The organism is Streptomyces sp. NBC_01803, assembly GCF_035917415.1.
Classification (GTDB): domain Bacteria; phylum Actinomycetota; class Actinomycetes; order Streptomycetales; family Streptomycetaceae; genus Streptomyces.
Window position 1 is genome coordinate 1,746,633 of record NZ_CP109073.1, and the last position, 23,573, is coordinate 1,770,205.

21 protein-coding genes are annotated in these 23,573 nt (G+C 72.6%); 8 read left to right on the forward strand and 13 right to left on the reverse strand.

The genetic code is table 11. The annotated features are described in order from the left end of the window. Positions 1-59 precede the first annotated feature (59 nt). The 3 genes from OIE51_RS07360 to OIE51_RS07370 form a co-directional block, all read right to left on the reverse strand. Positions 60-236 (reverse strand): hypothetical protein, encoded by a 177-nt coding sequence (locus tag OIE51_RS07360; RefSeq protein WP_326600822.1) that lies wholly within the window; start codon positions 234-236, stop codon positions 60-62. 147 nt (positions 237-383) lie between these two features. Continuing rightward, the gene (gene pruA, locus OIE51_RS07365; RefSeq protein WP_326596374.1) at positions 384-2,015 is read right to left on the reverse strand and encodes an L-glutamate gamma-semialdehyde dehydrogenase; all 1,632 of its coding nucleotides are present in this window, start codon (positions 2,013-2,015) and stop codon (positions 384-386) included. A 90-nt stretch (positions 2,016-2,105) separates the two neighbouring features. Beyond that, complete coding sequence (locus tag OIE51_RS07370) at positions 2,106-3,041, reverse strand: proline dehydrogenase family protein (RefSeq protein ID WP_326596375.1); 936 nt, start codon at positions 3,039-3,041, stop codon at positions 2,106-2,108. A 112-nt stretch (positions 3,042-3,153) separates the two neighbouring features. Between OIE51_RS07370 and OIE51_RS07375 the strand changes: the two genes are divergently transcribed. Further along, positions 3,154-4,290 carry a PucR family transcriptional regulator gene (locus OIE51_RS07375; protein WP_326596376.1) on the forward strand — a complete coding sequence of 379 codons (1,137 nt, stop codon included), beginning with the start codon at positions 3,154-3,156 and terminating at the stop codon, positions 4,288-4,290. A 288-nt stretch (positions 4,291-4,578) separates the two neighbouring features. Here OIE51_RS07375 and OIE51_RS07380 read toward each other — a convergent pair whose 3' ends face one another. Next, positions 4,579-5,547 (reverse strand): LacI family DNA-binding transcriptional regulator, encoded by a 969-nt coding sequence (locus OIE51_RS07380; RefSeq protein ID WP_326596377.1) that lies wholly within the window; start codon positions 5,545-5,547, stop codon positions 4,579-4,581. Between the two features lie 231 nt (positions 5,548-5,778). Here OIE51_RS07380 and OIE51_RS07385 point away from each other — a divergent pair, with 231 nt between their 5' ends. From OIE51_RS07385 to OIE51_RS07405, 5 genes are all read left to right on the forward strand, one after another. After that, complete coding sequence (locus tag OIE51_RS07385; protein ID WP_326596378.1) at positions 5,779-6,609, forward strand: ABC transporter permease; 831 nt, start codon at positions 5,779-5,781, stop codon at positions 6,607-6,609. Beyond that, positions 6,606-7,403 carry an ABC transporter permease gene (locus OIE51_RS07390; RefSeq protein ID WP_326596379.1) on the forward strand — a complete coding sequence of 266 codons (798 nt, stop codon included), beginning with the start codon at positions 6,606-6,608 and terminating at the stop codon, positions 7,401-7,403. Before OIE51_RS07385 ends, OIE51_RS07390 begins: the two co-directional genes overlap by 4 nt. Further along, complete coding sequence (locus OIE51_RS07395; RefSeq protein ID WP_326596380.1) at positions 7,400-8,440, forward strand: ABC transporter ATP-binding protein; 1,041 nt, start codon at positions 7,400-7,402, stop codon at positions 8,438-8,440. The genes OIE51_RS07390 and OIE51_RS07395 overlap by 4 nt, the downstream gene beginning before the upstream one ends. Positions 8,441-8,522: 82 nt before the next feature. Then, entirely contained in the window at positions 8,523-9,617 is a 1,095-nt protein-coding gene (locus tag OIE51_RS07400) for an extracellular solute-binding protein (protein ID WP_326596381.1), read from the forward strand. An 11-nt stretch (positions 9,618-9,628) separates the two neighbouring features. After that, on the forward strand, positions 9,629-10,729 hold the full coding sequence (locus OIE51_RS07405) for an adenosine deaminase family protein (RefSeq protein ID WP_326596382.1): 1,101 nt from the start codon (positions 9,629-9,631) through the stop codon (positions 10,727-10,729). Positions 10,730-11,030: 301 nt separating this feature from the next. Here the strand turns inward: OIE51_RS07405 and OIE51_RS07410 are convergent, their stop codons facing one another. Then, positions 11,031-11,168 (reverse strand): hypothetical protein, encoded by a 138-nt coding sequence (locus tag OIE51_RS07410; RefSeq protein ID WP_326596383.1) that lies wholly within the window; start codon positions 11,166-11,168, stop codon positions 11,031-11,033. 14 nt (positions 11,169-11,182) lie between these two features. On the opposite strand from OIE51_RS07410, the gene OIE51_RS26895 reads away from it, so the two are divergent. Both OIE51_RS26895 and OIE51_RS07415 read left to right on the forward strand, forming a co-directional pair. After that, positions 11,183-11,863 (forward strand): lyase family protein, encoded by a 681-nt coding sequence (locus tag OIE51_RS26895; RefSeq protein ID WP_442811876.1) that lies wholly within the window; start codon positions 11,183-11,185, stop codon positions 11,861-11,863. Then, positions 11,860-12,900 (forward strand): NAD(P)-dependent alcohol dehydrogenase, encoded by a 1,041-nt coding sequence (locus OIE51_RS07415; protein WP_326596384.1) that lies wholly within the window; start codon positions 11,860-11,862, stop codon positions 12,898-12,900. Before OIE51_RS26895 ends, OIE51_RS07415 begins: the two co-directional genes overlap by 4 nt. 40 nt (positions 12,901-12,940) lie before the next feature. On the opposite strand, the gene serA is transcribed toward OIE51_RS07415, so the two are convergent. From serA to OIE51_RS07455, 8 genes are all read right to left on the reverse strand, one after another. Further along, on the reverse strand, positions 12,941-14,530 hold the full coding sequence (serA, locus tag OIE51_RS07420) for a phosphoglycerate dehydrogenase (RefSeq protein ID WP_326596385.1): 1,590 nt from the start codon (positions 14,528-14,530) through the stop codon (positions 12,941-12,943). 222 nt (positions 14,531-14,752) lie between these two features. After that, on the reverse strand, positions 14,753-15,751 hold the full coding sequence (ilvC, locus tag OIE51_RS07425; protein WP_326596387.1) for a ketol-acid reductoisomerase: 999 nt from the start codon (positions 15,749-15,751) through the stop codon (positions 14,753-14,755). Between the two features lie 91 nt (positions 15,752-15,842). Next, complete coding sequence (gene ilvN, locus OIE51_RS07430; RefSeq protein ID WP_326596389.1) at positions 15,843-16,367, reverse strand: acetolactate synthase small subunit; 525 nt, start codon at positions 16,365-16,367, stop codon at positions 15,843-15,845. A gap of 26 nt (positions 16,368-16,393) precedes the next feature. Further along, a complete protein-coding gene (locus tag OIE51_RS07435) occupies positions 16,394-18,274 on the reverse strand; it encodes an acetolactate synthase large subunit (protein WP_326596391.1) in 1,881 nt (626 codons plus the stop codon). A 269-nt stretch (positions 18,275-18,543) separates the two neighbouring features. Next, positions 18,544-21,462: a putative bifunctional diguanylate cyclase/phosphodiesterase gene (locus OIE51_RS07440; RefSeq protein ID WP_442811877.1), complete on the reverse strand. Its 2,919-nt coding sequence runs from the start codon at positions 21,460-21,462 to the stop codon at positions 18,544-18,546. Between the two features lie 114 nt (positions 21,463-21,576). After that, the gene (locus OIE51_RS07445; protein WP_326596393.1) at positions 21,577-22,533 is read right to left on the reverse strand and encodes a 2-hydroxyacid dehydrogenase; all 957 of its coding nucleotides are present in this window, start codon (positions 22,531-22,533) and stop codon (positions 21,577-21,579) included. Then, positions 22,530-23,078 carry a response regulator transcription factor gene (locus OIE51_RS07450; RefSeq protein WP_442811878.1) on the reverse strand — a complete coding sequence of 183 codons (549 nt, stop codon included), beginning with the start codon at positions 23,076-23,078 and terminating at the stop codon, positions 22,530-22,532. The genes OIE51_RS07445 and OIE51_RS07450 overlap by 4 nt, the downstream gene beginning before the upstream one ends. A gap of 45 nt (positions 23,079-23,123) precedes the next feature. Next, positions 23,124-23,342 (reverse strand): hypothetical protein, encoded by a 219-nt coding sequence (locus OIE51_RS07455; protein WP_326596394.1) that lies wholly within the window; start codon positions 23,340-23,342, stop codon positions 23,124-23,126. Positions 23,343-23,573: the final 231 nt, after the last annotated feature.

Here is a 23,573-nt window from a genome sequence, read left to right on the forward strand (position 1 = left end):
GACCTTACGTCCCGTCCCGAGGGCCGATCGGATGCGTCCACGATGCGGACGGACCCGGCTCAGCGGGCGTCCGCACCGCCGTTGTCCCTCCGGTCGATGGCGCGCTGGAGCGCGGCGGCGGCCTCGCGGCGGCTGGTCTCCCCGGCGGCACGGGCCTGGGCCCGGGCGCGGGCGCGGGCCGTCCCGCCCCGCGGCCGGGACGCCCTCCGCTGGGGCAGGGTGAGGGTTGCGTCCATGACGGATCAGCTCCTGTGGGTGCCGGGCGACGCCGGGCGACGGTGCCCGGCGTGCGACCTCCCACAAAACTAGCGGCGATCCGAGATGGTGTCCCGCCGAATACGTGACCGTCCTACTATCTGAGACGAATCCCCCGTCCGGCCTGGTCAGCCCATGTGCGGATACCGGTAGTCGGTCGGCGGGACGAGGGTCTCCTTGATGGCGCGCGGGGAGGTCCAGCGCAGCAGGTTGAGCTTGGAGCCCGCCTTGTCGTTGGTGCCCGAGGCGCGGGAGCCGCCGAAGGGCTGCTGGCCGACGACGGCGCCGGTGGGCTTGTCGTTGAGGTAGAAATTGCCCGCGGCGAACCGCAGCCGTTCGGTGGCCAGCGCCGCCGCCGCCCGGTCGCGGGCGAAGAACGCGCCGGTCAGCCCGTAGTCGGCGACCGACTCCATATGGGCGAGCATCGCGTCGAAGTCGCCGTCCTCGTAGACGTGGACGGCGAGGATCGGCCCGAAGTACTCGGTGGTGAACACCTCGTGCTCCGGGTCGGCGCAGACCAGGACCGTCGGCCGGACGAAGTACCCCACCGAGTCGTCGTACCGGCCACCGGCCAGGATCTCGCAGGTCGGGTCGGTCCTGGCCAGATCGATCGCCGCCTTGCTCTTGGCGAACGCGCGGGCGTCGATGACCGCGGCCATGAAGTGCGACAGGTCGGCCGGGTCGCCCATGGACAGGCCCTCGGCCTCGGCGGCCACCGCGTCCCGCAGCCCGCCGTCCCACAGCGAGCGCGGGACGTACGCGCGGGAGGCGGCGGAGCACTTCTGGCCCTGGTACTCGAACGCGCCGCGCGTCATCGCGGTCCGCACCATGTCCGGGTCAGCGCTGGGGTGGACCACGATGAAGTTCTTGCCGCCCGTCTCGCCCACGATCCGCGGGTAGGCGCGGTACCGCTCCAGGTTCTCGCCGACCTGCCGCCACAGATGCCGGAACGTCGCGCCGGAGCCCGTGAAGTGGATGCCGGCCAGCTCGCGGTGGGGCAGGGCCACCTCGGAGACGGCCCGGCCGTCGCCGGTCACCAGGTTGATCACGCCGTCGGGCAGGCCCGCGTCCCGCAGCAGCCGCATCAGCAGCACGGCCGCGTGGGTCTGGGTCGGGGATGGCTTCCAGACCACCACGTTGCCCATCAGGGCCGGGGCGGTCGGGAGGTTGCCGGCGATCGCCGTGAAGTTGAAGGGAGTGATCGCGTAGACGAAGCCCTCCAGCGGGCGGTAGTCCACCCGGTTCCAGACGCCCTTGGACTGCGCGGGCGGCTGCTCGGCGAGGATCTGCCGGGCGAAGTGGACGTTGAAGCGCCAGAAGTCGATCAGCTCGCAGGGCGCGTCGATCTCGGCCTGCTGCACGGTCTTGGACTGGCCGAGCATGGTCGAGGCGGCGATCGTCTCGCGCCAGGGCCCGGACAGCAGCTCGGCGGCGCGCAGGAAGACCGCGGCGCGGTCGTCGAACGACAGCGCCCGCCAGCCGGGGGCGGCGGCCAGGGCGGCGTCGATCGCGTCCCGGGCGTCCTGGGGGGTGGCCTCGGCGGCGGTGCCCAGGCGGGCCCGGTGGTGGTGCGGCGGCACGACGTCGAAGCGTTCGCCGCCGCCCATCCGCTCCACGCCGCCGATGGTCATCGGCAGCTCGATCGGGTTCTCGGCCAGTTCCTTGAGCTTGCGCTCCAGGCGGGCGCGCTCGGCGGAGCCGGGGGCATACGTGTGCACCGGCTCGTTGACCGGCACGGGGACCTGGGTCACGGCGTCCATGGCTGTCGTCTCCTTTGTGGGGGTCCTTCGTGGGGGTCCTTCGTGGGGGTCCTTCGTGGGGGTTGGACGGATACGCCGGGCGGGGGCGGGTCAGCGGCGGGTGGCCAGGGACCGCGCGAAGAAGGCCAGGTTGGCGGGGCGCTCGGCGAGGCGGCGCGTGAAGTAGCCGTACCAGTCGGTGCCGTACGGGACGTAGACCCGCATCCGGTGTCCCGCAGCGGCGAGCCGGGCCTGCTCGGCCGGGCGGATTCCGTAGAGCATCTGGAACTCGTACGCCTCCGGTCCCCGCCCGTACCGCGCCGCCAGGGCCCCGGCGATGGCGATCAGGCGCGGGTCGTGCGTGGCGATCATCGGGTAGGCGCCGTCCTCGGCCAGCAGGATCCGCAGACAGCGCACGTAGGAGCGGTCCACCGCGCGGCGGTCCTGGAACGCGACCGAGGCGGGCTCCCGGTAGGCGCCCTTGACCAGCCGGACCCGGGCGCCGGCCGACGCCAGCGCGCGGCAGTCGTCCTCGGTCCGGCGCAGGTACGACTGGACCACGGCGCCGGTGCGCGGGAACCGTTCGCGCAGGTCGCCCAGGATCGCCAGGGTGGAGTCGGTCGTCGTGTGGTCCTCCATGTCGAGGGTGACCGTGGTCCCCGCCGCCGCGGCGGCCTCCACCACGGGCAGCACGTTGCGGTGCGCGAGATCGTGACCGCCGGGGAGCGCCTGGCCGAAGGCGGACAGCTTCACCGACATCTCGGCCCGCTCCCCCAGCCCCTCGGCGGCGAGCGCCTCGGTGAGCGCCAGATAGGCGTCCCGGCTGCGCACCGCCTCGGCGGGGTCCGTGACGTCCTCGCCGAGATGGTCGAGGGTCACGTCCAGGCCGCACGCGACGAGGCCGGTGGTGACGGCGACGGCGTCCGCCAGCCGTTCGCCCGCGACGAAGCGGTCCACGACGGGACGGGTGACGGGCGCGGTGGAGACGAAGCGCCGGACGGCGTCGCTCCGGGCCGCGGCGAGGAGAAGGGGGCCTGGTCCGAGCACGGATACCTCCCGGTGCGCTCGCCTCTTCGGTTACCCGAGACGGTAAGGATCGCCCGGCCCGGCGGCCACGGACAGGTGTCGCGGATTCGTGTCCCGGATCTCATACATCTGTATGAGATCCGGTGGGGAACGGACGGAGAATGGACGGGTGGACTACCAGGAGCTCGTCGACGAGGTCTGCGCCCTGCTCGGCACCCCGGCGACGCTGGAGGGGCGGGACTTCCGGCTGATCGCCTTCGGCGCCCACGACAACGAGGACGACCGGGTGATGGACCCCGTCCGCACCCGCTCCATCCTGCGACGGCGCTCGGCGCCCGGGGTCCGGGAGTGGTTCGAGAGCTTCGGGATCACGACCGCGCGGGAGCCGGTGCGCATCCCGCCGGAGCCCGCGGCCGGAGTGCTGACCGGCCGCATCTGCCTGCCGGTGCGGCACGGCGCGGTGGTGTACGGGTACGTGTGGCTGCTGGACGACGGCGCGGTGGCGCTGGGCGACCCGCGGCTCGACGAGGCGATGGCGGTGGCCGAGCGGATCGGGTCGCTGCTCGCGGAGGAGGCCAGGGCGGGCGCCCGGCTGGGCGAGCTGCTGCGCACCGCGCTGGCGGCCGGGACCCCGGGCGCGGTCCGGGAGCTGGCCGCCGCGCTCGGGGCGGCGGCGGAGGGGGCGTTGACCGTGGTGGCCGTGACCCCGTGGGAGCTGGACACGGATGTCCCGGCGCCGCTGCCCGGCGCGTCGGCCGTGTGCGTGGCGCCCGGGGCGCCGCCGCACGCGCTGGCGGCGCTGACCCGCCCGGCCGCCGCGCGGGCGGTGGCCGACCGGCTCCGGGGGCCGGGGCGGGTGGCCGGGATCGGGGGAACGCGCCACGGGCCGCTCGGGCCGGACGGGCTGTCCGGCGCCTGGCGCGAGGCCCTGGCGGCGGCGCGGACGGCGGGCGCCGAGGATCGCTTCGGAGGCGTGGCGCGGTGGTCGGAGCTGGGCCCCTACCGGCTGCTGACCGCGCTGCCCGCGCGGGCACCCGACCCCGCGGTGGCGGCCCTGCTGCGGCCTGAGCACCGGGAACTGGCCCGCACCGCCGAGACGTTCCTGGACAACGCGGGCCAGGCGGCCCGCACCGCGCAGACCCTGGGCATCCACCGCCAGACCCTGTACTACCGCCTCTCCCGCGTCGAACGCCTCACCGGCCTCGACCTCGGCTCCGGCGCGGACCGGCTGCTGCTGCACATGGAGCTGAAGACGGCCCGGCTGCGCTGACCTGTGGGGTCCACGTCTCGATGCGCGATGTCGGCGCAGGACGCGTAGCCGATGCGCGCATTGCAGGGTCCACGATCCGATGCGCGATGTCGAAGTAGCCGAGCCTGCGGAGTCCGCGCGGTTCGCCCACCTGTGTTTCTGGCGCACGTCGATGGTGATGGCCCTGCCAGCGGCAAGGCCCGACAGCCTCCTCATCTCCCGCCCCACCCCGAACTCCCCACCGCGGCCGTCCTGCCAGTCCCACCTCGCGGTGGATGCGGTGGACAAGCCGGTCGGTCAACCGGGCCCCTACAGCCGGGACGCGGGGATGACCACCGGGACCGGCAGGCGCAGGGGGGCTGCCGGGTCTGAACCGTCCCGGGCCATCAGGTCGTTGAGCATGCCCATGGCCGTGCTGCCGAGCTGCGCGCCGTCCACATCGATCGAGGGCATCGTGTCGAAGCCCAGCGCGTCGGCCACCGGGCGCTCGATCGTGATCGCCAGGTCGCCGGGGATCCGGATGCCGCGGGCGCCGAGGGCGAAGATGATGCCCAGGCCCAGCGCGGTGGCGTAGGGAATGACCGCCGTCGCGCCCGACTCCGCCACCGAGGGCGCTATCCCCGTGCCGGCGGCGAAGGTCGGGGGCAGCGGGTCGAACGTGCTCAGCACCGCGGACCGGGACTCGGTGACGTCGCGCACCGCCGCGAGGCGCTGGCCGTTCTGCCACGAGCGGTCGGTGCCGCCGACCAGGGCGATGTGCCGGTGACCGCGGTCGATGAAGTGCCGGGCCATCATGGCGAAGGCGCTGGCGGTGTCGGCGACCACCGAGGAGACGCCCTCCAGCTCACGGTCTATCAGCACCGTCGGCTTGAGACCGCAGGCCGCCGACACCTGGGCGTCCGAACCGCGCGGGGCGGTCAGCAGGAAGCCGTCGACCTGGGCGGACAGCCGGGCGAGGGCCGCCACGTCCTCGTCGAACTCCAGGCCGTTGACCACCACCGTGAGCTGGGAGCCGGACTCCGCCGCGCGCCGCTGCGCCCCGCCGACGATCGGGGTGAAGAACGCGTTCTCCAGGGTCGGCACCACCACGGCGACAACTCCCGTACGCCCCCGGGCCAGTGCGGACGCCGCGCGGTTCGGCACGAAGCCGAGTTGCTCGGCGATCCGGCGCACCCGCAGCGCCGTTTCCGGCGCCACCAGCGACGGGCGCCCCAGCGCGCGCGAGGCTGTGGACTTCGAGACCCCCGCCAGGCGGGCGACATCGTCCAACGTCGGCACAGGACCCCCTTCACTTCCGCCACCGGTCACGGTGACCACCGCAGACACTACATGCAGTCACATCGACCCCGGTGGCTTTTACAAAGCGTTAACGACGCCGCCTAGCCGCATCCTCAGCAGAGAAGCTACTGTCACCACAACCGGTTGCACAACCGGTTGCATTGGGGCGGTAGAACCGTCTCCCGCCGAGGAACCCCGTCGGCGACCTCGAGAGAACAGCCGAGAAACCACATGATCCGATCGCGCCGAATAGCGTTGGCGCTGCTGCTCCCCGGGCTCGCGCTGCTCGTGGGAGGCGTGCTGGCGCCCGCTCTCACCATGCTGCTGTCACCGCCGAGGGTCTCCACGGGCGAAGTCTTCGACCGTCTCGGCCGGATGCTCAGCGACCCCCACGATCTGGCGATCATCCTGCGCACCCTGCGCGTCGGCCTGACCGTCACCGGCATCTGCCTGGTGCTCGGCTTCCCCACCGCCTACCTGCTCGCCCGCTCCCGCTCCCGGTGGGCCGGTCCGCTCCTCGCGCTGGCGATCTTCCCGCTGCTGCTGAGCAACGTCGTCCGTACCTACGGCTGGCTCGTCGTCCTCGGCAGCAACGGCGTCATCGGCCAGGCCATCGAGGGACTCGGGCTGGCCGACGAGGCCCCGCAACTCCTCTACACCGAACTGGCCGTGGTGCTCGGCCTGACCCAGCTCTTCCTGCCGCTGGCGATCGTCACCTGCTACTCCGCCGTCGCCCAGGTGGACGCCGGCCTGGACGACGCGGCGCGCGGGCTCGGCGCCGGGCGCGTACGCACCATGTGGAGCGTCGTCATCCCGCTGTCCATGCCGGGCATCGCGATGGCCGCCACGCTGGTCTTCGCCGGCTCCGTCACCGCCTACACCACGCCCTATCTGCTGGGCGGCTCCCGCCAGACGATGCTGGCCACGCAGCTGTTCCGGTACTCCGGCGTCAGCCTGGACTGGGCCGCGGCCTCCGCGACCGCCGTCATCATGACGACGCTGGTGATCCTCATCTACAGCGCGGCCACCGTCGTCACCCGGGCGAAGGCGGTGACCCGGTGAAGCGTTCGCATCCCCTGGCCAACACCCTGGCTGTGCTGGGCTACTCGGTGATGATCGTCCCCATCCTGTTCGTCGTCGCCACCGCGTTCACCGAGGGGGAGACCCTCGCGTTCCCGCCCGAGGGCTTCTCGTTCCGCTGGTTCGAGGCGGCCGTGGACTACGAGCCGTTCATGGAGGCCCTGGTCTCCAGCCTCCAACTCGCGCTGGTCTCCACGGTGCTCGCGCTCGCCGTCGGCATCCCGGCGGTGCTCGCCATCATGCGCGGCCGGCTGCCCGGCAGATCGGTCGTCGAGGGGCTGTTCCTCTCCCCGCTGATCCTGCCGGAACTCGTCGTCGGGCTCGCCCTCTTCCAGCAGTTCATGCTCCACCTGGAACTGGACAACTTCCGTACCCTGCTCATCGGGCACACCGCGATCCTGCTGCCCTACGCGGTCCGCGTCACCGGCGCCTCGCTCGCCCTGGCCGACCCCACGCTGGAGGACGCGGCCCGCGGCCTGGGCGCCTCGCCCTGGCGCACGTTCCGGACCGTGACGCTGCCGGTACTGCGGCCCGGGATCATCTCGGCGGCCCTGCTGAGCTTCGTCACCTCGTTCAACAACGTGCCGATCTCGCTGCTGCTGCAGTCCCGCGACTTCCGCACCCTGCCGGTCACCATGCTCGATTACGTCCAGCAGAACTACACGCCGATCGTCGCCGCCATGTCCACGCTGCTGCTGGCCGGCACCGTCGCGCTCGCCTTCGCCGCCGAGCGGATCCTCGGCTTCGCCCGCATCTTCGGAGGGATCAACCGATGACCACCGCCGCCGAGTTCACCGAGGTCAGCCGCCGTTTCGGGGAGTTCACCGCGGTCGACTCACTGAACCTGGCCATCCGGGACGGCGAGCTGACCACCCTGCTCGGGCCGAGTGGCTGCGGCAAGACCACCTCGCTGCGGATGCTCGCCGGATACCTCACCCCGAGCTCCGGCACCATCACCATCGGCGGCCGGGACGTCACCAGGACCCCGCCGGAGAAGCGCGATCTGGGCATGGTGTTCCAGTCGTACGCGCTCTTCCCGCACCTGAGCGTCGCCGACAACGTCGGCTACGGCCTCAAGCTGCGCAAGGTCTCCCGCGCCGAACGCACCCGCCGGGTCGGCGAGGCACTCGACCTCGTCGGCCTGGGCCACCTCGCGGACCGCCGCCCCAAGGCGCTCTCCGGCGGCCAGCAGCAGCGCGTCGCCCTCGCCCGCGCGATCGTCATCCGCCCCCGGCTCCTGCTGCTCGACGAGCCACTGTCCAACCTCGACGCCCGGCTCCGCGTGCAGATGCGCGGCGAGATCCGCCGCATCCAGGCGGAGACCGGACTCACCGTCGTGCTGGTCACCCATGACCAGGAGGAGGCGTTGGAGATGTCCGACCGCATGGTGGTGATGAACACCGGCCGGGTGATGCAGGAGGGCCCGCCGGACGACCTCTTCCCCGCTCCGGCCAACCGCTTCGTCGCCGAGTTCCTCGGCTACGAGAACTTCTTCCACCTGCCCTCCCGCGGCCTGGTCACCGTGCGGCCCGAACTGCTCACCGTGCGGCCGGGCGACGACGGGACGGCGGCCGGGGCGGCGCCCGGAGCGGCCGACGGCACCACCGTGCCCGCCACCGTCACCTCCATCGCCTACCGCGGCGTCGAACTCCGGGTCGCCCTGGAGGCCGTCGACGCCACCGGCGCCACGGTGCCGCTGATCGCCTCCGTCCGCCGCGACACGGTGGCCCCCGAAGACCTGCCGGCCCTGCTGCCCGGCGGCCGGGTCACCGTCTCCGCCACGCCCGACCACCTCGTTCCGCTCGCCGCGTGACCCGACGCGCGGCGCGCCGTTCCCTGACCCTCCGCAGTCCCCAACTCCCCAGCACCACCACCAGAAAGGCCAGGCCCAGATCATGACAAGACCCACCCCGCGCGCCGGCGCGATCGCCGCCGGAACGATAACGGCCGTGCTCGCCCTCAACGCCTGCGGATCCGACTCCGGCTCCGGCTCCGATTCCTCCGACGGCGGCTCGGAGGGGCTGGCCGGCTCCACCATCGTGGTGAGCGCCTTCCCGTTCGGCGTCGAGGAATTCGAGGCCAACGTCGTCGAGCCGTTCGAGGAGGCCACCGGCGCCAACGTCGAGATCGAGAACGGCAGCAACGCCGACCGCCTCACCCAGCTCCAGCTCGCCGCCGGCGACCCGGGCATCGACGTGATGCTCATCTCCGACACTTTCGCCGCGCTGGGCCAATCCCAGGATCTCTTCCAGGAGTTCGACGCCGAGGACGTGCCCAACCTCGACGCCCTCAGCGACTTCGCCCTCGACGACGCCTACGCCGGCCCCGCCTACACCTACCAGCTCAACGGCATCCTCTACCGGACGGACGAGCTGAGCGCCGAACAGGCCGCCGACTGGTCCCTCTTCGGCAACCCGGATTACGCCGGCCGCCTGGCCCTCCCCGACATCTCCGCCACCGCCGGGCAGCTCACCGTCTCCGGCATCGGCGAAGCGAACGGCGACGGCCCCTACGACGTCGACTCGGCGTTCTCCACCATGGGCGAATGGGCGCCGGACATCCTGCAGTTCTACACCGCGACCACTGAGGTCACGAACCTCATCACGCAGGGCGAGATCGCCGCCGTGCCGACCATCATCGGCTTCGTCCCGCCGCTGATCGAGTCCGGCCAGCCGGTGAGCTGGACCCCGCCGGCGGAGGGCCGTTACATGGCCACCAACCGCCTGATGATCCCCGAGGGCGCGCCGAACACCGAGGGCGCCCACGCCTTCATCGACTACATGCTCTCCCAGGAGGCCCAGCAGGCCACCACCGCCACCGACCTCCCGGTGCGGCCCGACGTGGAACCCGCCCCGGCCTTCACCGACCTCATGGGGGAGGGGGCCGCCGACCCGGTCGCGATGGGCTACCAGACGCTCGATCCGGAGCAGATGGTGGACAACCGCACCGAATGGGTCGAGCGGTTCGCGCGGGAGGTGTCCGGCCAGTAGGGCTGTTCACCATGCACCTCACCGACTACCTGACACGCCTGCCGAAAGCGGATCTGCACTGCCACCTCATCGGCACCGTCCGCGCCGGGACCTTCGCCGACCTGGCACGCCGCGCGGGACTCGACCTGCCCGCCCCGCCGGAGACCATCTGGCGGGACATCAACTCCCTGCCGCCCGATCCCGCCCTCTACCGGCACACCCGTATCCCGGTGCCGTCGGGCGCGGGGACCGACGAGCCGGAGGTCTCCTACTCGCTCTTCCGGGCCAGCGAGTGGGTGATGGCGGCGCTGGGCGGCGCGGACGACATCACCCGCATCACGTATGAGGCGTTCGAGGACGCCCACCGCAGCGCCACCCGCCACGTGGAGCTGCACATCGACGATGTGCCGCCTCAGCTCGCCTCGCTCGGCTTCCATGGCCTGGTCGACGCCTGCGTGGACGGCATCAAGCTGGCGGAACGCGACTTCGGTATGACCGGGCGGCTGATCGCCTCCATCGACCGCAGCCGCGACGCGGAGGAGGCGCTGGCCTTCGTCCGGAAGGTGGCCGACCGGCCGAACGACTACCTGGCCGGGATCGGGCTGGTCAACCTGGAACTGGCCGGACCGCCCGAGCGGTTCGCCGACGCCTACCGGCTGGCGGGCGCGGCGGGGCTGCGCCGTACGGCGCACTCCTCCGAGCACGCGCCCGTCGCGGAGAACACCCGCACCTGCCTGGACCTGCTCGGCTGTGACCGTATCGACCACGGCTACTACGTGCTGGAGGACGACGCCCTGGTCGCGCGATGCCGCGACGAGGGCGTGCCGTTCACCGTCATCTCGACGACCTCCCGCAGGTCGTGGCGGCCTTGGCGGCGCGCGTCCATCGGCGCCATGGCGGCGGCCGGACTCAACGTCATCCTCGCCTCCGACGACCCCGGCATGTTCCCGACCAGCCTGGCCGGGGAGTACCGGATCGCGGCCGAGACCATCGGCCTGTCCGCGGCACGGCTGCGGGAGATGTCCCTGGCGGGCATCGAGGCGGCCTGGCTCCCACCCGCCGAGAAGGCCGCCGCCCGCGCCCGGTTCGCACGCGAGATCGCCGCCCTCGACGCGGAGTTCCCGCCGGGCTGAGCCGGGCCGAGCCGGGCTGAACTTTCGGCCCGCAGGCCGTCTCCGGCGCGTCGCGGTCATCGCGGTCATCGCGGTCATCGCGGTCATCGCGGTCATCGCGGTCATCGAGACACTTCCGTTCGCGGACCGGCATACGTCCGAGACAAGGGGCTTCCACCTTCTCGGAAAACACCGTTTTCTGAGAGGTGACACCGTTGCCCATCGTCGCCGAGCGTCTGTGGCGCGGCCGGTTCAATGCCGAACCGGACCCCGCCCTGACCGCGCTTTCCCGGTCGGAACCCAGCTATGTCGACCTCGCCCCCTAGACCTGGCGGGCTCCCGGTCCCACGCCAGGGAACTGCACCGGGCCGGCATCCTCGACGCGGGTGAACTGGACCGCCTGCTCACGGCCATCGGCGAGCTGGACGCCGACGTCCTCGTCGCCGGGAGCGGCCCGCACCCGGCGACGAGGACGTGCACACCTTCCTGGAGCGCGTACTGACCGAGCGTCGCGGCACGGTGAGCGGCACGCTCCGCGCCGGCCGGTCCCGCAACGACCAGGCCGCCAACGACCTGCGGCTCTCTCGGCGCGACCGGTCCCGCACGCTGGCCGTCGCCGTGCTGGACCTTCAGGACTCCCTGGTCGGCCTGGCCCGCCGGCACCGGGGCACATACGCCCCCGGCTTCACCCACCTCCATCCCGCCCAGCCCGTGCTGTTCGCCCACCATCTCCGAGGGCGCGCTCTCGGCGGGGCAGGGCGACGCGGACGGATCGCGCGAGCCCCACCGACGGGACGAACGCGCGTCGAGCCCCGATTCCGGCGTTTCCGCAGGAACCCGTGCGCGCGACGTCGTGGCCCCCCCATGACCCGTGGGTCCGCGAGCCGACGCGCGGTGTCGGCCGGGACGCGCTCGGCGGCGGACCATGGCGAAGGGAGCGGATCGCGCCGGTCCACCCCCGCACGAGGGCGTGGACCCGCGGACCGCGTTCACCCGGATGGCGGAGCTCGGGGCCGTGCTGACATGCCGCCGTTGACCTGCGGTGTTCCACTGCCGGGGGTCGGCCCGGCGCGGGTGGGACGGGAGGCGCGTCCTTACGCTGACGGCATGCCCACCGCTCGTTCCGGATCGGGGAGCCGAAGGGAAGTCGCATGAAGGCAGTCCAGTACCGGGAGATAGGCGCCGCGCCCGAGGTCGTCACCGTGCCGGAGCCCGAGCCGGGACCGGGACAGGTACTGCTGAAGGTCGCCGCCGCGGGCGTGTGCCACTCCGACATCGCTGTGATGAGCTGGCCCGCCGAGACCTTCCCGTACGCGCTGCCGCTCACCCTCGGCCACGAGGGCACGGGCACGGTGGAGGCGCTGGGCGAGGGGGTCATCGGCCTCGCCGAGGGCGACCCGGTCGCCGTCTACGGCCCGCAGGGCTGCGGGCGGTGTGCCAAGTGCGCCGAGGGCAAGGAGAACTACTGCCTGCGCGCCGCCGAACTGGGCATCTACCCGCCCGGCCTGGGCGCCCCCGGCGCCATGGCCGAGTACCTGCTGATCGACGACGCGCGGTTCCTGCTGCCGCTGGCCGGGCTCGACCCGGTGACGTCGGTGCCGCTGACCGACGCCGGGCTGACGCCCTACCACGCGATCAAGCGCTCACTGCCCAAGCTGGTGGCCGACTCCACGGCCGTGGTGATCGGCACCGGCGGCCTCGGGCATGTCGCCATCCAACTCCTGCGCGCGCTGACCCCGAGCCGGGTCGTCGCGCTGGACGTCTCCGAGGAGAAGCTCGCACTGGCCCGCGAGGTCGGGGCGCACGAGACCGTGCTCTCGGACGAACACGCCCCCGAGCACGTCCGGCGGCTGACCGGCGGGCTCGGCGCGCAGGCGGTCTTCGACTTCGTGGGCGCCCAGGCCACCGTCACCACGGCGGGCGCGGTCGCCGCCGTGGAGGGCGATGTGGCGATCGTCGGCATCGGCGGCGGGGCGCTGCCGGTCGGCATCAGCACCACGGCGTTCGACGTGGAGGTGACCGCGCCGTACTGGGGCAGCCGGGGCGAGCTGGGCGAGGTGCTGGCCCTGGCCAGGGCCGGTGCCGTCGAGGTCCAGGTGGAGACGTACGGCATTGACGAAGCACCGCTGGCCTACGAGCGGCTGCACGCCGGACAGGTCAACGGCCGCGCCGTCATCCTGCCCCACGGATGAACGGCGCGGCCGTCTCACGCGACGCCCGCGAGGGCGGCGCTCAGTCGGTGAGGTTGACCCCGCGGGCCGAGGTGGCGCCGATCTCGTCGGCGATCTCGGCGAGCACCGGCGCCGGGATGGTGCCGTCCACGGTCAGGGCGATCAGCGCCTCGCCGCCCTCCTCGGCGCGGGCCACCTGCATGCCCGCGATGTTGATCTCGGCCTCGCCCAGGATGCGGCCGAGGGCACCGACGATGCCGGGGCGGTCGGTGTAGCGGAGGAACGCCATGTGGTCGGCGACCGCGAGATCCACGGTGTGCTGGCCGATGGCGACGATCTTCTGCAGGTACTTCGGCCCGGCCAGGGTGCCCGAGACGGACACGACCTCGCCGCTGGTGAGGGTGCCGCGCACGGTGATCAGGTTCCGGTGGTCGGGCGACTCGGAGCTGGTGGTCAGCCGCACCTCGACACCGCGCTCCTGCGCGAAGAGGGGCGCGTTGACATACGACACCGTCTCGGCCACCACGTCCTCGAAGACGCCCTTGAGCGCGGACAACTCCAGGATCTTGACGTCGTGCTGGGTGATCTCGCCGCACACCTCGACGTCGAGCCGCTGGGCGACCTCGCCGGCCAGGGCGGTGAAGATGCGGCCCAGCTTCTCGGCCAGCGGCAGCCCCGGCCGCACGTCCTGGGCGATGACGCCGCCCTGCACGTTGACCGCGTCGGGCACCAGCTCGCCGGCCAGCGCCAACCGCACCGACTTGGCGACGGAGATGCCGGCCTTCTCCTGGGCCTCGCCGGTCGAGGCGCCCAGGTGCGGGGTGCAGACCACGGTGTCGAACTCGAACAGCGGCGAGTCCGTACAGGGCTCGGTCGCGTAGACGTCGAGACCGGCGCCGGCCACCCGGCCCTCCTTCAGGGCGCTGAGCAGGGCGGCCTCGTCCACGATGCCGCCGCGGGCCGCGTTGACGATGCGGACCGACGGCTTGACCTTGTGCAGCGCCTCATCGCCGATGAGGCCCAGGGTCTCGGGCGTCTTCGGCAGGTGGACGCTGATGAAGTCGGCGGTGGCGAGCAGCTCGTCCAGGGTGAGCAGCTTGACGCCGAGCTGCGCGGCGCGGGCAGGCTGCACATAGGGGTCGTAGGCCACGACCTGCATGCCGAACGCGGCCATGCGCTGGGCGACCAGCAGCCCGATGCGGCCCAGGCCGACGACGCCGAGGGTCTTCTCGGACAGCTCGACGCCGGTGTACTTGCTCCGCTTCCACTCGCCGTTCTTCAGCGCGGCGTTGGCCTGCGGGATGCTGCGCGCCGTGGAGATGAGCAGGCCGCAGGCGAGCTCGGCGGCGGTGACAATGTTCGAGGTGGGGGCGTTGACGACCATCACGCCCGCCTTGGTGGCGGCGGCCACGTCCACGTTGTCCAGGCCGACGCCCGCGCGGGCGACGACCTTGAGGCGGCGGGTGGCGGCGATCGCCTCGGCGTCCACCTTGGTGGCGCTGCGGATCAGGACGGCGTCCACATCCGCGATCGCGCTCAGCAACTCGGCGCGGTTCGCGCCGTCGCAGTGCCGGATCTCGAAATCCGGGCCCAAGGCGTCGACGGTCGCGGGGGAAAGCTCTTCGGCGATGAGTACGACAGGCTTGCTCACAGGTCTCACTGGTCCTTTGCGGTGGGCCGGGTCCCGACGGCCGACGGCGGGGAGAGAGGGAGAAGGCCGCGTGGAGACGCACGACGCTGTGAGCCTGTGACGCGAATTGGCGCTGCAGTGCAGTGTATCGGCGCGGTGGCGGCCCGCCAGACTGCTGACGGAGGCCACCGCCCGATCGAGCGAACTCCCGCGGTGGGGTGTGGCCGAAGGACGGCCGGAACGTCAGCGCTCGTCGTCGACCCAGCTCATGAGCTTGCGCAGCTCACGGCCCGTGGTCTCCAGGAGGTGGTCGCCGTCCGTCTTCTTGTACTCGTTGTAACGCGGCAGGCCCGCCGCGTACTCGGCCATCCAGTTCTTCGCGAAGCTGCCGTCCTGGATCTCGCCCAGGATCCGCTTCATCTCCGCCTTGGTCTCGGCGTTGACGACGCGCGGGCCGGAGACGTAGTCGCCCCACTCGGCGGTCTCGGAGACCGACCAGCGCATCTTCTCCAGGCCGCCCTCGTACATCAGGTCCACGATCAGCTTGAGCTCGTGCAGACACTCGAAGTACGCGATCTCCGGCTGGTACCCGGCCTCGACCAGCGTCTCGAAGCCGGCCTTCACCAGCGCCGAGGTGCCGCCGCACAGCACCGCCTGCTCGCCGAAGAGGTCGGTCTCGGTCTCCTCGGTGAAGGTGGTCTTGATGACGCCCGCCCGGGTGCCGCCGATGGCCTTGGCGTAGGAGAGCGCCAGCGGGAACGCGCCGCCGGTGGCGTCCTGCTCCACCGCCGCGATGCACGGGACGCCGCGGCCCTCCTCGTACTGCCGGCGCACCAGGTGGCCCGGGCCCTTGGGGGCGACCATGCACACGTCGATGCCGGCCGGGGGCTGGATGAAGCCGAAGCGGATGTTGAAGCCGTGGCCGAAGAAGAGGGCGTCGCCCGGCCGGAGGTTGTCACGGACGGACTCCTCGTAGACCTTGCCCTGGATCGGGTCGGGCACCAGGATCATGATCACGTCGGCCTCGGCGGCGGCCTCGGCGGGCGTCACCACGCGCAGGCCCTGCTCCTCGGCCTTGACCCGGGACTTCGAGCCCTCGTGCAGGCCGACCCGGACGTCGACGCCCGAGTCGCGCAGCGACAGCGCGTGGGCGTGGCCCTGGCTGCCGTAACCGAGGACCGCGACCTTGCGGCCCTGGATGATGGACAGGTCGGCGTCATCGTCGTAGAACAGCTCGGCCACTTGAGACTTCTCCTTGTTGTTGCCTGGCGGGTGGTCCCGCGCCTGCGGACCACCGTAAGCGGTGCGGACGGGTGGTGGACGGACGGTCTCGCTATGCGGTCCGGTCCAGGGCGCGCAGCGAGCGGTCGGTGATGGACCGCGCGCCGCGCCCGATGGCGATGGCGCCGGACTGGACCAGCTCCTTGATGCCGAACGGCTCCAGCATGCGCAGCATGGCCTCCAGCTTGTCACTGCTGCCGGTGGCCTCGATGGTGACGGCCTCGGGCGCGACATCGACGGTCTTGGCACGGAAGAGCCGGACGATCTCGACGATCTGGGAGCGGGTGTCGTTGTCGGCGCGGACTTTCACCAGAACGAGCTCGCGGTGAACGGCCGCCGCCGGGTCCAGCTCGACGATCTTGAGCACGTTGACCAGCTTGTTGAGCTGCTTGGTGACCTGTTCGAGGGGGAGCGCCTCGACGTTGACCACGATGGTGATGCGGGAGACATCGGGGTGCTCGGTCGTGCCGACCGCGAGGGAGTCGATGTTGAAACCGCGGCGGGAGAAGAGCGACGTGATCCGGGAGAGGACGCCGGGCTTGTTCTCCACCAGGACGGAGAGAGTGTGCTTGGACATGTCGGTTCGCTACCTCGGCGTGTGGGTCAGTCGTCGGCGTCGCTGAAGTCGGGGCGGACCCCGCGGGCCGCCATGACCTCGTCGTTGGAGGTGCCGGCGGCGACCATCGGCCAGACCATGGCGTCCTCGTGGACGATGAAGTCGACGACGACGGGGCGGTCGTTGATCGCGTTGGCCTTCTCGATGACCGCGTCGAGCTGCGCGGGGTCCTCGCAGCGCAGGCCGACGCAGCCCATGGCCTCGGCGAGCTTGACGAAGTCGGGGACACGGGTGCCGGCGCCCGCGGCCGGCGAGGCCGGGGAGTCCGGTCCCGAGTGCAGGACGGTGTTGGAGTACCGCTGGTTGTAGAAGAGGGTCTGCCACTGGCGGACCATGCCCAGCGCGCCGTTGTTGATGATGGCGACCTTGATCGGGATGTTGTTCAGCGCGGCGGTGACCAGCTCCTGATTGGTCATCTGGAAGCAGCCGTCGCCGTCGATCGCCCAGACCGTGGCGTCCGGACGGCCGGCCTTGGCGCCCATCGCGGCCGGGACCGAGTACCCCATGGTGCCCAGGCCACCGGAGTTGAGCCAGGTGCCGGGGCGCTCGAAGGGCAGGTAGTGGGCGGCCCACATCTGGTGCTGGCCGACGCCCGCGGTGAAGATCGTGTTGGGCGGGGCGAGCCGGCCGATGCGCTCGATGGCCTGCTGCGGGGAGAGCGTGCCGTCCGACGGCAGGTCGTAGCCCAGCGGGTACGTCTCGCGCCACCGGTCGAGCTGGCGCCACCAGGCGGCGTACCGGTCGGCGGCCTCGGGGCCGCGCGTGGCGGCGAACTCCTCGCCGCTCAGGGCGGCGGTCAGGTCGGCCATGACCTCCTTGACGTCACCGACGATCGGGACGTCCGCGAGCCGGTTCTTGCCGATCTCGGCCGGGTCGATGTCGGCGTGCACGATCTTGGCGAGGGGCGCGAAGGAGTCGATGCGGCCGGTGACGCGGTCGTCGAAGCGGGCGCCGAGGGCGACGATCAGGTCGGCCTTCTGGAGGGCGGTGACGGCGGCGACCGAGCCGTGCATGCCGGGCATGCCCAGGTGCTGGGGGTGGCTGTCGGGGAAGGAGCCCAGGGCCATCAGCGTGGTGGTGACCGGCACCCCGGTCAGCTCGGCCAGCGCCCTCAGCTCGGCCGAGGCCCTGGCCTTGATGACGCCGCCGCCGACATAGAACACCGGGCGCCTGGCCTCGGCGAGCAGCCGGGCCGCCTCGCGGATCTGCTTGGCGTGCGGGCGGCTGACCGGGCGGTAGCCGGGGAGGTCCTGGGTGGGCGGCCAGGAGAACGTGGTCGCGCCGGTGAGGGCGTCCTTGGCGATGTCGACCAGGACCGGGCCGGGGCGGCCGGTGGAGGCGATGTGGAACGCCTCGGCGATGACGCGCGGGATGTCGGCGGGGTCGGTGACCAGGAAGTTGTGCTTGGTGACCGGCAGGGTGATGCCGCAGATGTCGGCTTCCTGGAAGGCGTCGGTGCCGATGGTGCGGCTGGCCACCTGACCGGTGATGGCGACCAGCGGCACCGAGTCCATGTGGGCGTCCGCGATGGGGGTCACCAGGTTGGTGGCACCCGGCCCCGAGGTGGCCATGCACACCCCCACCTTGCCGGTGGCCTGCGCGTAGCCGGTGGCCGCGTGGCCCGCGCCCTGCTCGTGGCGGACGAGGATGTGGCGGACGGTGGTCGAGTCCATCATCGGGTCGTAGGCGGGGAGGATGGCGCCGCCGGGGATGCCGAAGACCGTGTCGGCACCCACGGCTTCGAGGGAGCGGATGAGGGACTGCGCGCCCGTCACGTGCTCGATGGTGGCGGCGGTGGGCTGCTGCGGTGCTCCGCTGCGAGGGGCCCGCGGCTGAGGCTTCGGTGCCCCGGTGGCCTGCTCGGTCATCGGCGTTCTCTTCTCGGGATGTGAGGGTGGTGGTGCTGATGCGGGTGCTGGTCGGTGATGCCTGCGCGACGGGTGTCGTCGCAACAAAAAACCCCTCGTGCCGTGAGGCATGCGAGGGGGAGCGCGCCGCTGGGGGCCCACGGGGTGATCCCGGGGTCAGCCGACGCGCCGTCCAAGTACGAGAATTCGGGTGCGCATGGATCAGACACTGCTCTCCTCTCCCGGCGCGTGTCAAGCGAGCGTGTTTGACGTCTCACTATGTGGGCTCGCTAGGTCGGCGCGATGGGTGAGGCGGCGGAATCGGCGGGCGCGGGCCGCTCCGCGTGCTCCTCTCGCTCCTCCCGGCCGGCGGCCCGGGCCGGGCGCGCGGACGGGACAGGCAGCGGGCCGGGGAGCTGGCCGGGCTCGGTCGGCACCGGGAGTCGGCCGTCGTCCAGCACCCGGCGCAGCCGGGCCCCCTCCAGGGGCTCGCTGAACGCCAGGCCCTGGCCGCGGCGGCAGCCCATGGCGCGCAGGGCGACGGCCTGCTCGGCCGAGTCCACCCCGTCGGCCAGGGAGTCGATGCCCAGGTCGGAGGCCATCCGCAGCAGCCCGGCGACGATCTTGCGCAGCCGCGGGGAGTCCAGCAGGCCGTCCACCAGCTCGCCGTCGAGGCGGACCAGATCGACGGGCAGCCGGTGCAGGGCCGCCGCGGCGGTGCCGCTGCCGAAGCCGCCCAGCGCGACGCCGACACCGAGCCGGCTGAGGTCGGCCAGCCGGTCGCGCAGCTCCTCGGAGCCGATCACGGTGCATGCCTCGGAGAGCTCGATCATCAGGGCCTCGGGCGGCAGGCCGTGCCGGCCGAGCAGGGTCTCCAGGCCGCTCGCGCTCAGGGCGCGGTCGACGAGCCGGCCGCTGGGCATCCGCACACTGACCGGGACCGTGAACCCCTTGCGGTGCCGCCGGCCCGCCTCGGCGAGGGCCTGCTCCAGCAGCCAGCCCGTCAGCTCGGCGAGGCGGTCGTCGTCCGGGGCCACGCCGGGGGCGAACGGCTCCCGGCGGGCGCCGCGCAGGAGCTCCAGCGGGGTGGACAGCAGGCCGTGCGCGGAGCGCCAGCGGGCCTGGGCGGAGACGGCGAGGATCCGGCCGTCGGACAGCGCGACGACGGGCTGGTGGAGCAGCGCCAGCTCCTCGGCGTGCGGGGCGCTCCGGAGCCGGTCGGCCACCTCGGTGCGGCGCACGGCGTCGGACTGGAGCTGCGGGGCGTACAGCTCGACTCGGCCCTTGCCCGACTGCTTGGCCCGGTACATCGCCAGGTCGGCGTTGCGCATCAGGGCGGCCGGGGTGACGCCCGGCTCAGCGAAGGCGACGCCGATGCTGGCCGCGACGCGCGCCTCCCGGCCGTCCGCCACGTAGGGCCGGGAGAGCGCGGCGCGCACCCGCTCGGCGATCTCCAGGATGCGGTGCTCCCGGGACCGGGGCTCACCGCCGCTGTCCCCGGTGATGAGCGCGGCGAACTCGTCGCCGCCGAGCCGCGCGGTGGTGTCGCCCATCCGCACGGACTCGCGCAGCCGCTGGGCGGCCTGGATCAGCAGCTCGTCGCCGGCCTGGTGGCCCACGGAGTCGTTGACAGCCTTGAAACCGTCGAGGTCGATGTAGAGCACGGCGGCGTCCGGGTCGCCACCGTGCGTGCCGCTGAGGGCCAGCCGCAGCCGCTCGACGAAAAGGGCGCGGTTGGGCAGGTCGGTCAGCGCGTCGTGGGAGGCGCTGTGCTGGAGCTGGGCCTGAAGCCGGACCCGCTCGGTGACGTCTCTGCTGTTGAAGATCAGGCCGCCATCGTGGCGCTTGACGCCGGATTCGACATTGAGCCAGTGGCCGGCGCCGTGCCGGACCCGGCACTCGACGCGGGTGGCGTGCTCGCGGGCGGCCGGGACGGTGGAGAAGCGGCGCAGCTCGTGCAGCACGCGGCCGAGGTCGTCGGGGTGGATGTGGTCGGCCAGGTGGCTGCCCATCAGCCGGTCGGCGTCCTGGCCGTACACCCCGGTGGCGGCCGGGCTGACGTACCGCAGCCTGCCGTCCGGGTCGGAGATCATGATCACGTCGCTCGATCCCTGCACCAGGGACCGGAAATAGCTCTCCCGGTGAGCCAGCTCCCTGGTCAGCGAGACGTTGTCCATCAGGGTGATGCCCTGGCGCACGAGGAGGGCGAGGACGACGGCGCAGGCGATGACGACGACCGCCCGGTCCACGCGGCGCCCGCCGATGAACGTGAACAGCAGGCTCAGGACGCAGACGGCGGCGGTGAGATAGGGGGCGAGGGCGGCGAGCGTCCCGGCCAGCGGGCGGGCGGAGCGCGCGGTGCAGAACGAGTGCTCGGCGACCTCCTCCCCGGCGGGCTCCGCCGGCCCCGCGCGGCCGGCCATCCAGGGCGCGCAGGCCAGCATCAGCGAACCGGCGAACCAGCCCGCGTCGAGCAGCCGCCCCGAGCTGTACTGCTCGCGCAGCACGGGCGAGGTGAACAGCGCGTCGCACAGCACGGTCAGCGCCAGGGCGCCGATCGCCGTGTCGATCGCCCTGCGGTGCGCGGCGGTCCGCCGGAAGTGCAGCACCAGGACCACGCTGACCAGCGCGATGTCCAGCAGCGGATAGGCCAGGGCGAGGGCGGCGCAGGGCACGCTCTCGGCCTGCCGGTGGGCGGTCTGGGCCAGCGCGACGCTCCAGGAGAGCGTCATCAGGGAGCCGCCGATCAGCCAGGCGTCCAGGACGAGGCAGACCCAGCCGCCCAAGGTGACGGGCCGCTTGGCGAGCATGAGCAGCCCGACGATGGCCAGCGGCGCGAAGAGCAGGAAGCAGACGTCGGCGAACGAGACGCGGGGAACGGGCTCCCGCAGCACGACCTCGTACCACCCCCAGACCGCGTTCCCCAGGGCCATCATCAGCGAGGAGACGCCGAACAGGACCCAGGCGGCGCGGAATTCGCCGGCTCGCGTGTGGGCATACCACAGGCAGGAGCCGGCGGCGAGGAGAGCGGCGGCGCTCAGCCCGACGTCGCCCATCACCAGCGCGACATACGGAGAACCCCAGCCGAGCGCGGCGCCCACCGCGTAGCCGGTGCAGACGGCGCCGAGCGCCAGCCTCGGGATCGGGCCGCCGAGCGGTCCGGCCACGTGCTCCTCGGCGGATCGCCGGTGGGTCCATGGGTGGTGCATGCGCCTGTCGCCCCCCTCTCGTTCCGGGCTCGCCCGCGACGGACGATACACCAGAAGCGTCACTCAGTGGCATATCAATCTTACCCAGAGTGACAGCAAAGGGGAAGCTGTGGCCTAAGCCAGGGGCGCACCACCGGTCGCGACGACGTACTGAGGGGGCTCACCCGCCGCGAAGCGCGCCAGTTGTCCGCGCAGGAGCCGGGCGGCCCGGGGCAGGAACGCCGTCGAGGGCCCGCCCACGTGCGGGGTGATCAGCGTGCCGGGGGCGTGCCAGAGCGGGTGCCCCGCGGGCAGCGGTTCGGGGTCGGTGACGTCGAGCGCGGCGCGCAGGCGGCCCGAATCCAGCTCGGCGAGGAGCGCCTTGGTGTCCACCACCGGGCCGCGCGCCACGTTGACCAGCAGGGCACCGTCCGGCATCCGGGCGAGGAAGTCGGCGCCGGCCAGGCCCCGGGTCGTCTCGGTGAGCGGGGTGGCCAGCACGACGATCTCGGCGCGCGGCAGCAGGCCGGGCAGCTCGTCGACGCCGTGCACGGGGCCGCGCGCGGTCGTTCTGGCGCGGGAGGCGACCCGGATCACCTCGGCGACCTCGAACGGGAGCAGCCGGTCCTCGATCGCGGCGCCGATCCCCCCGAACCCGACGATGAGCACCCGCCGGTCGGCGAGCGACGGGCGGAACGCGGGCGCCCAGCGCTCGGCGGGCTGGGCGCGCACCGCGTCCGGGATGCCGCGCTGGGCGGCGAGGATCAACGCGAGGGCCAGCTCGGCGGTGCTGGTGTTGTGCAGCTCACCCGCGTTGCACAGCAGCGCGCCGGGCGGCAGCAGGGGCAGGGCGGGCAGCATGTGGTCGACGCCCGCGGTGAGGGTCTGCACGACGCGGACCCGCGTCATCCGCTCCAGCGGGCGGCAGGCGGCCTCCGTGCCCTGGAGATAGGGAACGGTGTAGAAGGCGCAGCGGGCCGGGTCGGCGGGGAAATCGCCCCTCCCGTCCCAGTGCAGATAGGTCAGCGACTCGGGGAGCGGCCCGAGCTCGGCGGCGGGGTACGGCAGCCAGATGTCGGCGGTTGTGGTCATGCCGTCAGGCTAGGCGGGGCCCGCGCGCGGCCGGTTCGGGCGGGGAGGGACGGGACGGGATGGGACGGGATGGGACGGGACGGGGGTGAGCGGGGGCTACCCCGCCGCGGCGGTCCGGTCCGCGCCCACGATGCCCAGCCGGTGGGCGAGGGCGGCGGCCTCCCCCGGCCCGACACCTCCAGCTTCGCCAGCATGTTCGACACATGCGCACTCGCCGTCGTCGGCGAGATGAACAACTCCCGCGCTATCCGCCGATTACTCCGCCCCGCCGCCACCAACGACAACACATCCCGCTCCCGCCACGTCAACCCGAACCGCTCCGGCCCGTCGGGCTCCACGCCCTCCGGGTCCTGGGCCACCCGCGACAGCCGCGCCCGCTGGGCCAGCCGCTCGATCTCCGCCGTCAGCGGGCGGGCACCGAGCTCCGCCGCCACCGCGTGCGCCAGGACGAGCAGCGCCCCCCCCCGCCCGGGCGAGCCCTCGGACAGCGCGGCCCGCTCGGGACCGCGGCCGATGAAGACGGGGCTGACCGTTCTGTTCCGCATGCCCGGCAGCATCGCCCACACGTCTGACAACCCGTCCGACCGCTGTCAGGCGCCCGCGCCCCAGCGCAGGACCCACCGCCGTCCGCCGCGAATCCTTCCTCCGGGCGATACGTCCGCCTCCCGTTCCGTTCTCACCCGCCCCTCGGGCTTCGTGGCGGCGGAATCGCGGCGCGCCGCGCGCACCTCGGCCGCCAGCCGCTCCCGCTCGGCCTCCCGGCGGAGGATCTCCATGCGGGCCTCGACGCTCCCGAAGTCCTGGAACATGATCCGCTTCCCTCGTCCTGGCTGGTCACCCGGTGTTCCCGGGCTACTGGTAACACTCCTCTCCCAGGGGGGTCCGCCACATCGGGCAACATCCGGAACTTCGCCGTACGCGGGGTCCTCAGCCCTCCTCACCAGGGGTGCTCAGGCACCGCCAGGACCGTTCGCCTCCGCATACGGGTGGCGTCAATGTGCGTCCGATGCGGGGGAGTTGCCCTTGACGGCCGACTGGGC

Coding starts and splice junctions, on each gene's coding strand:
- OIE51_RS07445 (WP_326596393.1), bottom strand. CDS start 22,533: ATGACCACAACCGCCGACATCTGGCTGCCGTACCCCGCCGCCGAGCTC.
- OIE51_RS07435 (WP_326596391.1), bottom strand. CDS start 18,274: ATGACCGAGCAGGCCACCGGGGCACCGAAGCCTCAGCCGCGGGCCCCT.
- OIE51_RS07405 (WP_326596382.1), top strand. CDS start 9,629: ATGCACCTCACCGACTACCTGACACGCCTGCCGAAAGCGGATCTGCAC.
- OIE51_RS07395 (WP_326596380.1), top strand. CDS start 7,400: ATGACCACCGCCGCCGAGTTCACCGAGGTCAGCCGCCGTTTCGGGGAG.
- OIE51_RS07385 (WP_326596378.1), top strand. CDS start 5,779: ATGATCCGATCGCGCCGAATAGCGTTGGCGCTGCTGCTCCCCGGGCTC.
- pruA (WP_326596374.1), bottom strand. CDS start 2,015: ATGGACGCCGTGACCCAGGTCCCCGTGCCGGTCAACGAGCCGGTGCAC.
- ilvN (WP_326596389.1), bottom strand. CDS start 16,367: ATGTCCAAGCACACTCTCTCCGTCCTGGTGGAGAACAAGCCCGGCGTC.
- OIE51_RS07375 (WP_326596376.1), top strand. CDS start 3,154: ATGAGATCCGGTGGGGAACGGACGGAGAATGGACGGGTGGACTACCAG.
- OIE51_RS07415 (WP_326596384.1), top strand. CDS start 11,860: ATGAAGGCAGTCCAGTACCGGGAGATAGGCGCCGCGCCCGAGGTCGTC.
- OIE51_RS07440 (WP_442811877.1), bottom strand. CDS start 21,462: ATGCACCACCCATGGACCCACCGGCGATCCGCCGAGGAGCACGTGGCC.
- OIE51_RS07450 (WP_442811878.1), bottom strand. CDS start 23,078: ATGCGGAACAGAACGGTCAGCCCCGTCTTCATCGGCCGCGGTCCCGAG.
- OIE51_RS07360 (WP_326600822.1), bottom strand. CDS start 236: ATGGACGCAACCCTCACCCTGCCCCAGCGGAGGGCGTCCCGGCCGCGG.
- OIE51_RS07400 (WP_326596381.1), top strand. CDS start 8,523: ATGACAAGACCCACCCCGCGCGCCGGCGCGATCGCCGCCGGAACGATA.
- OIE51_RS07455 (WP_326596394.1), bottom strand. CDS start 23,342: ATGTTCCAGGACTTCGGGAGCGTCGAGGCCCGCATGGAGATCCTCCGC.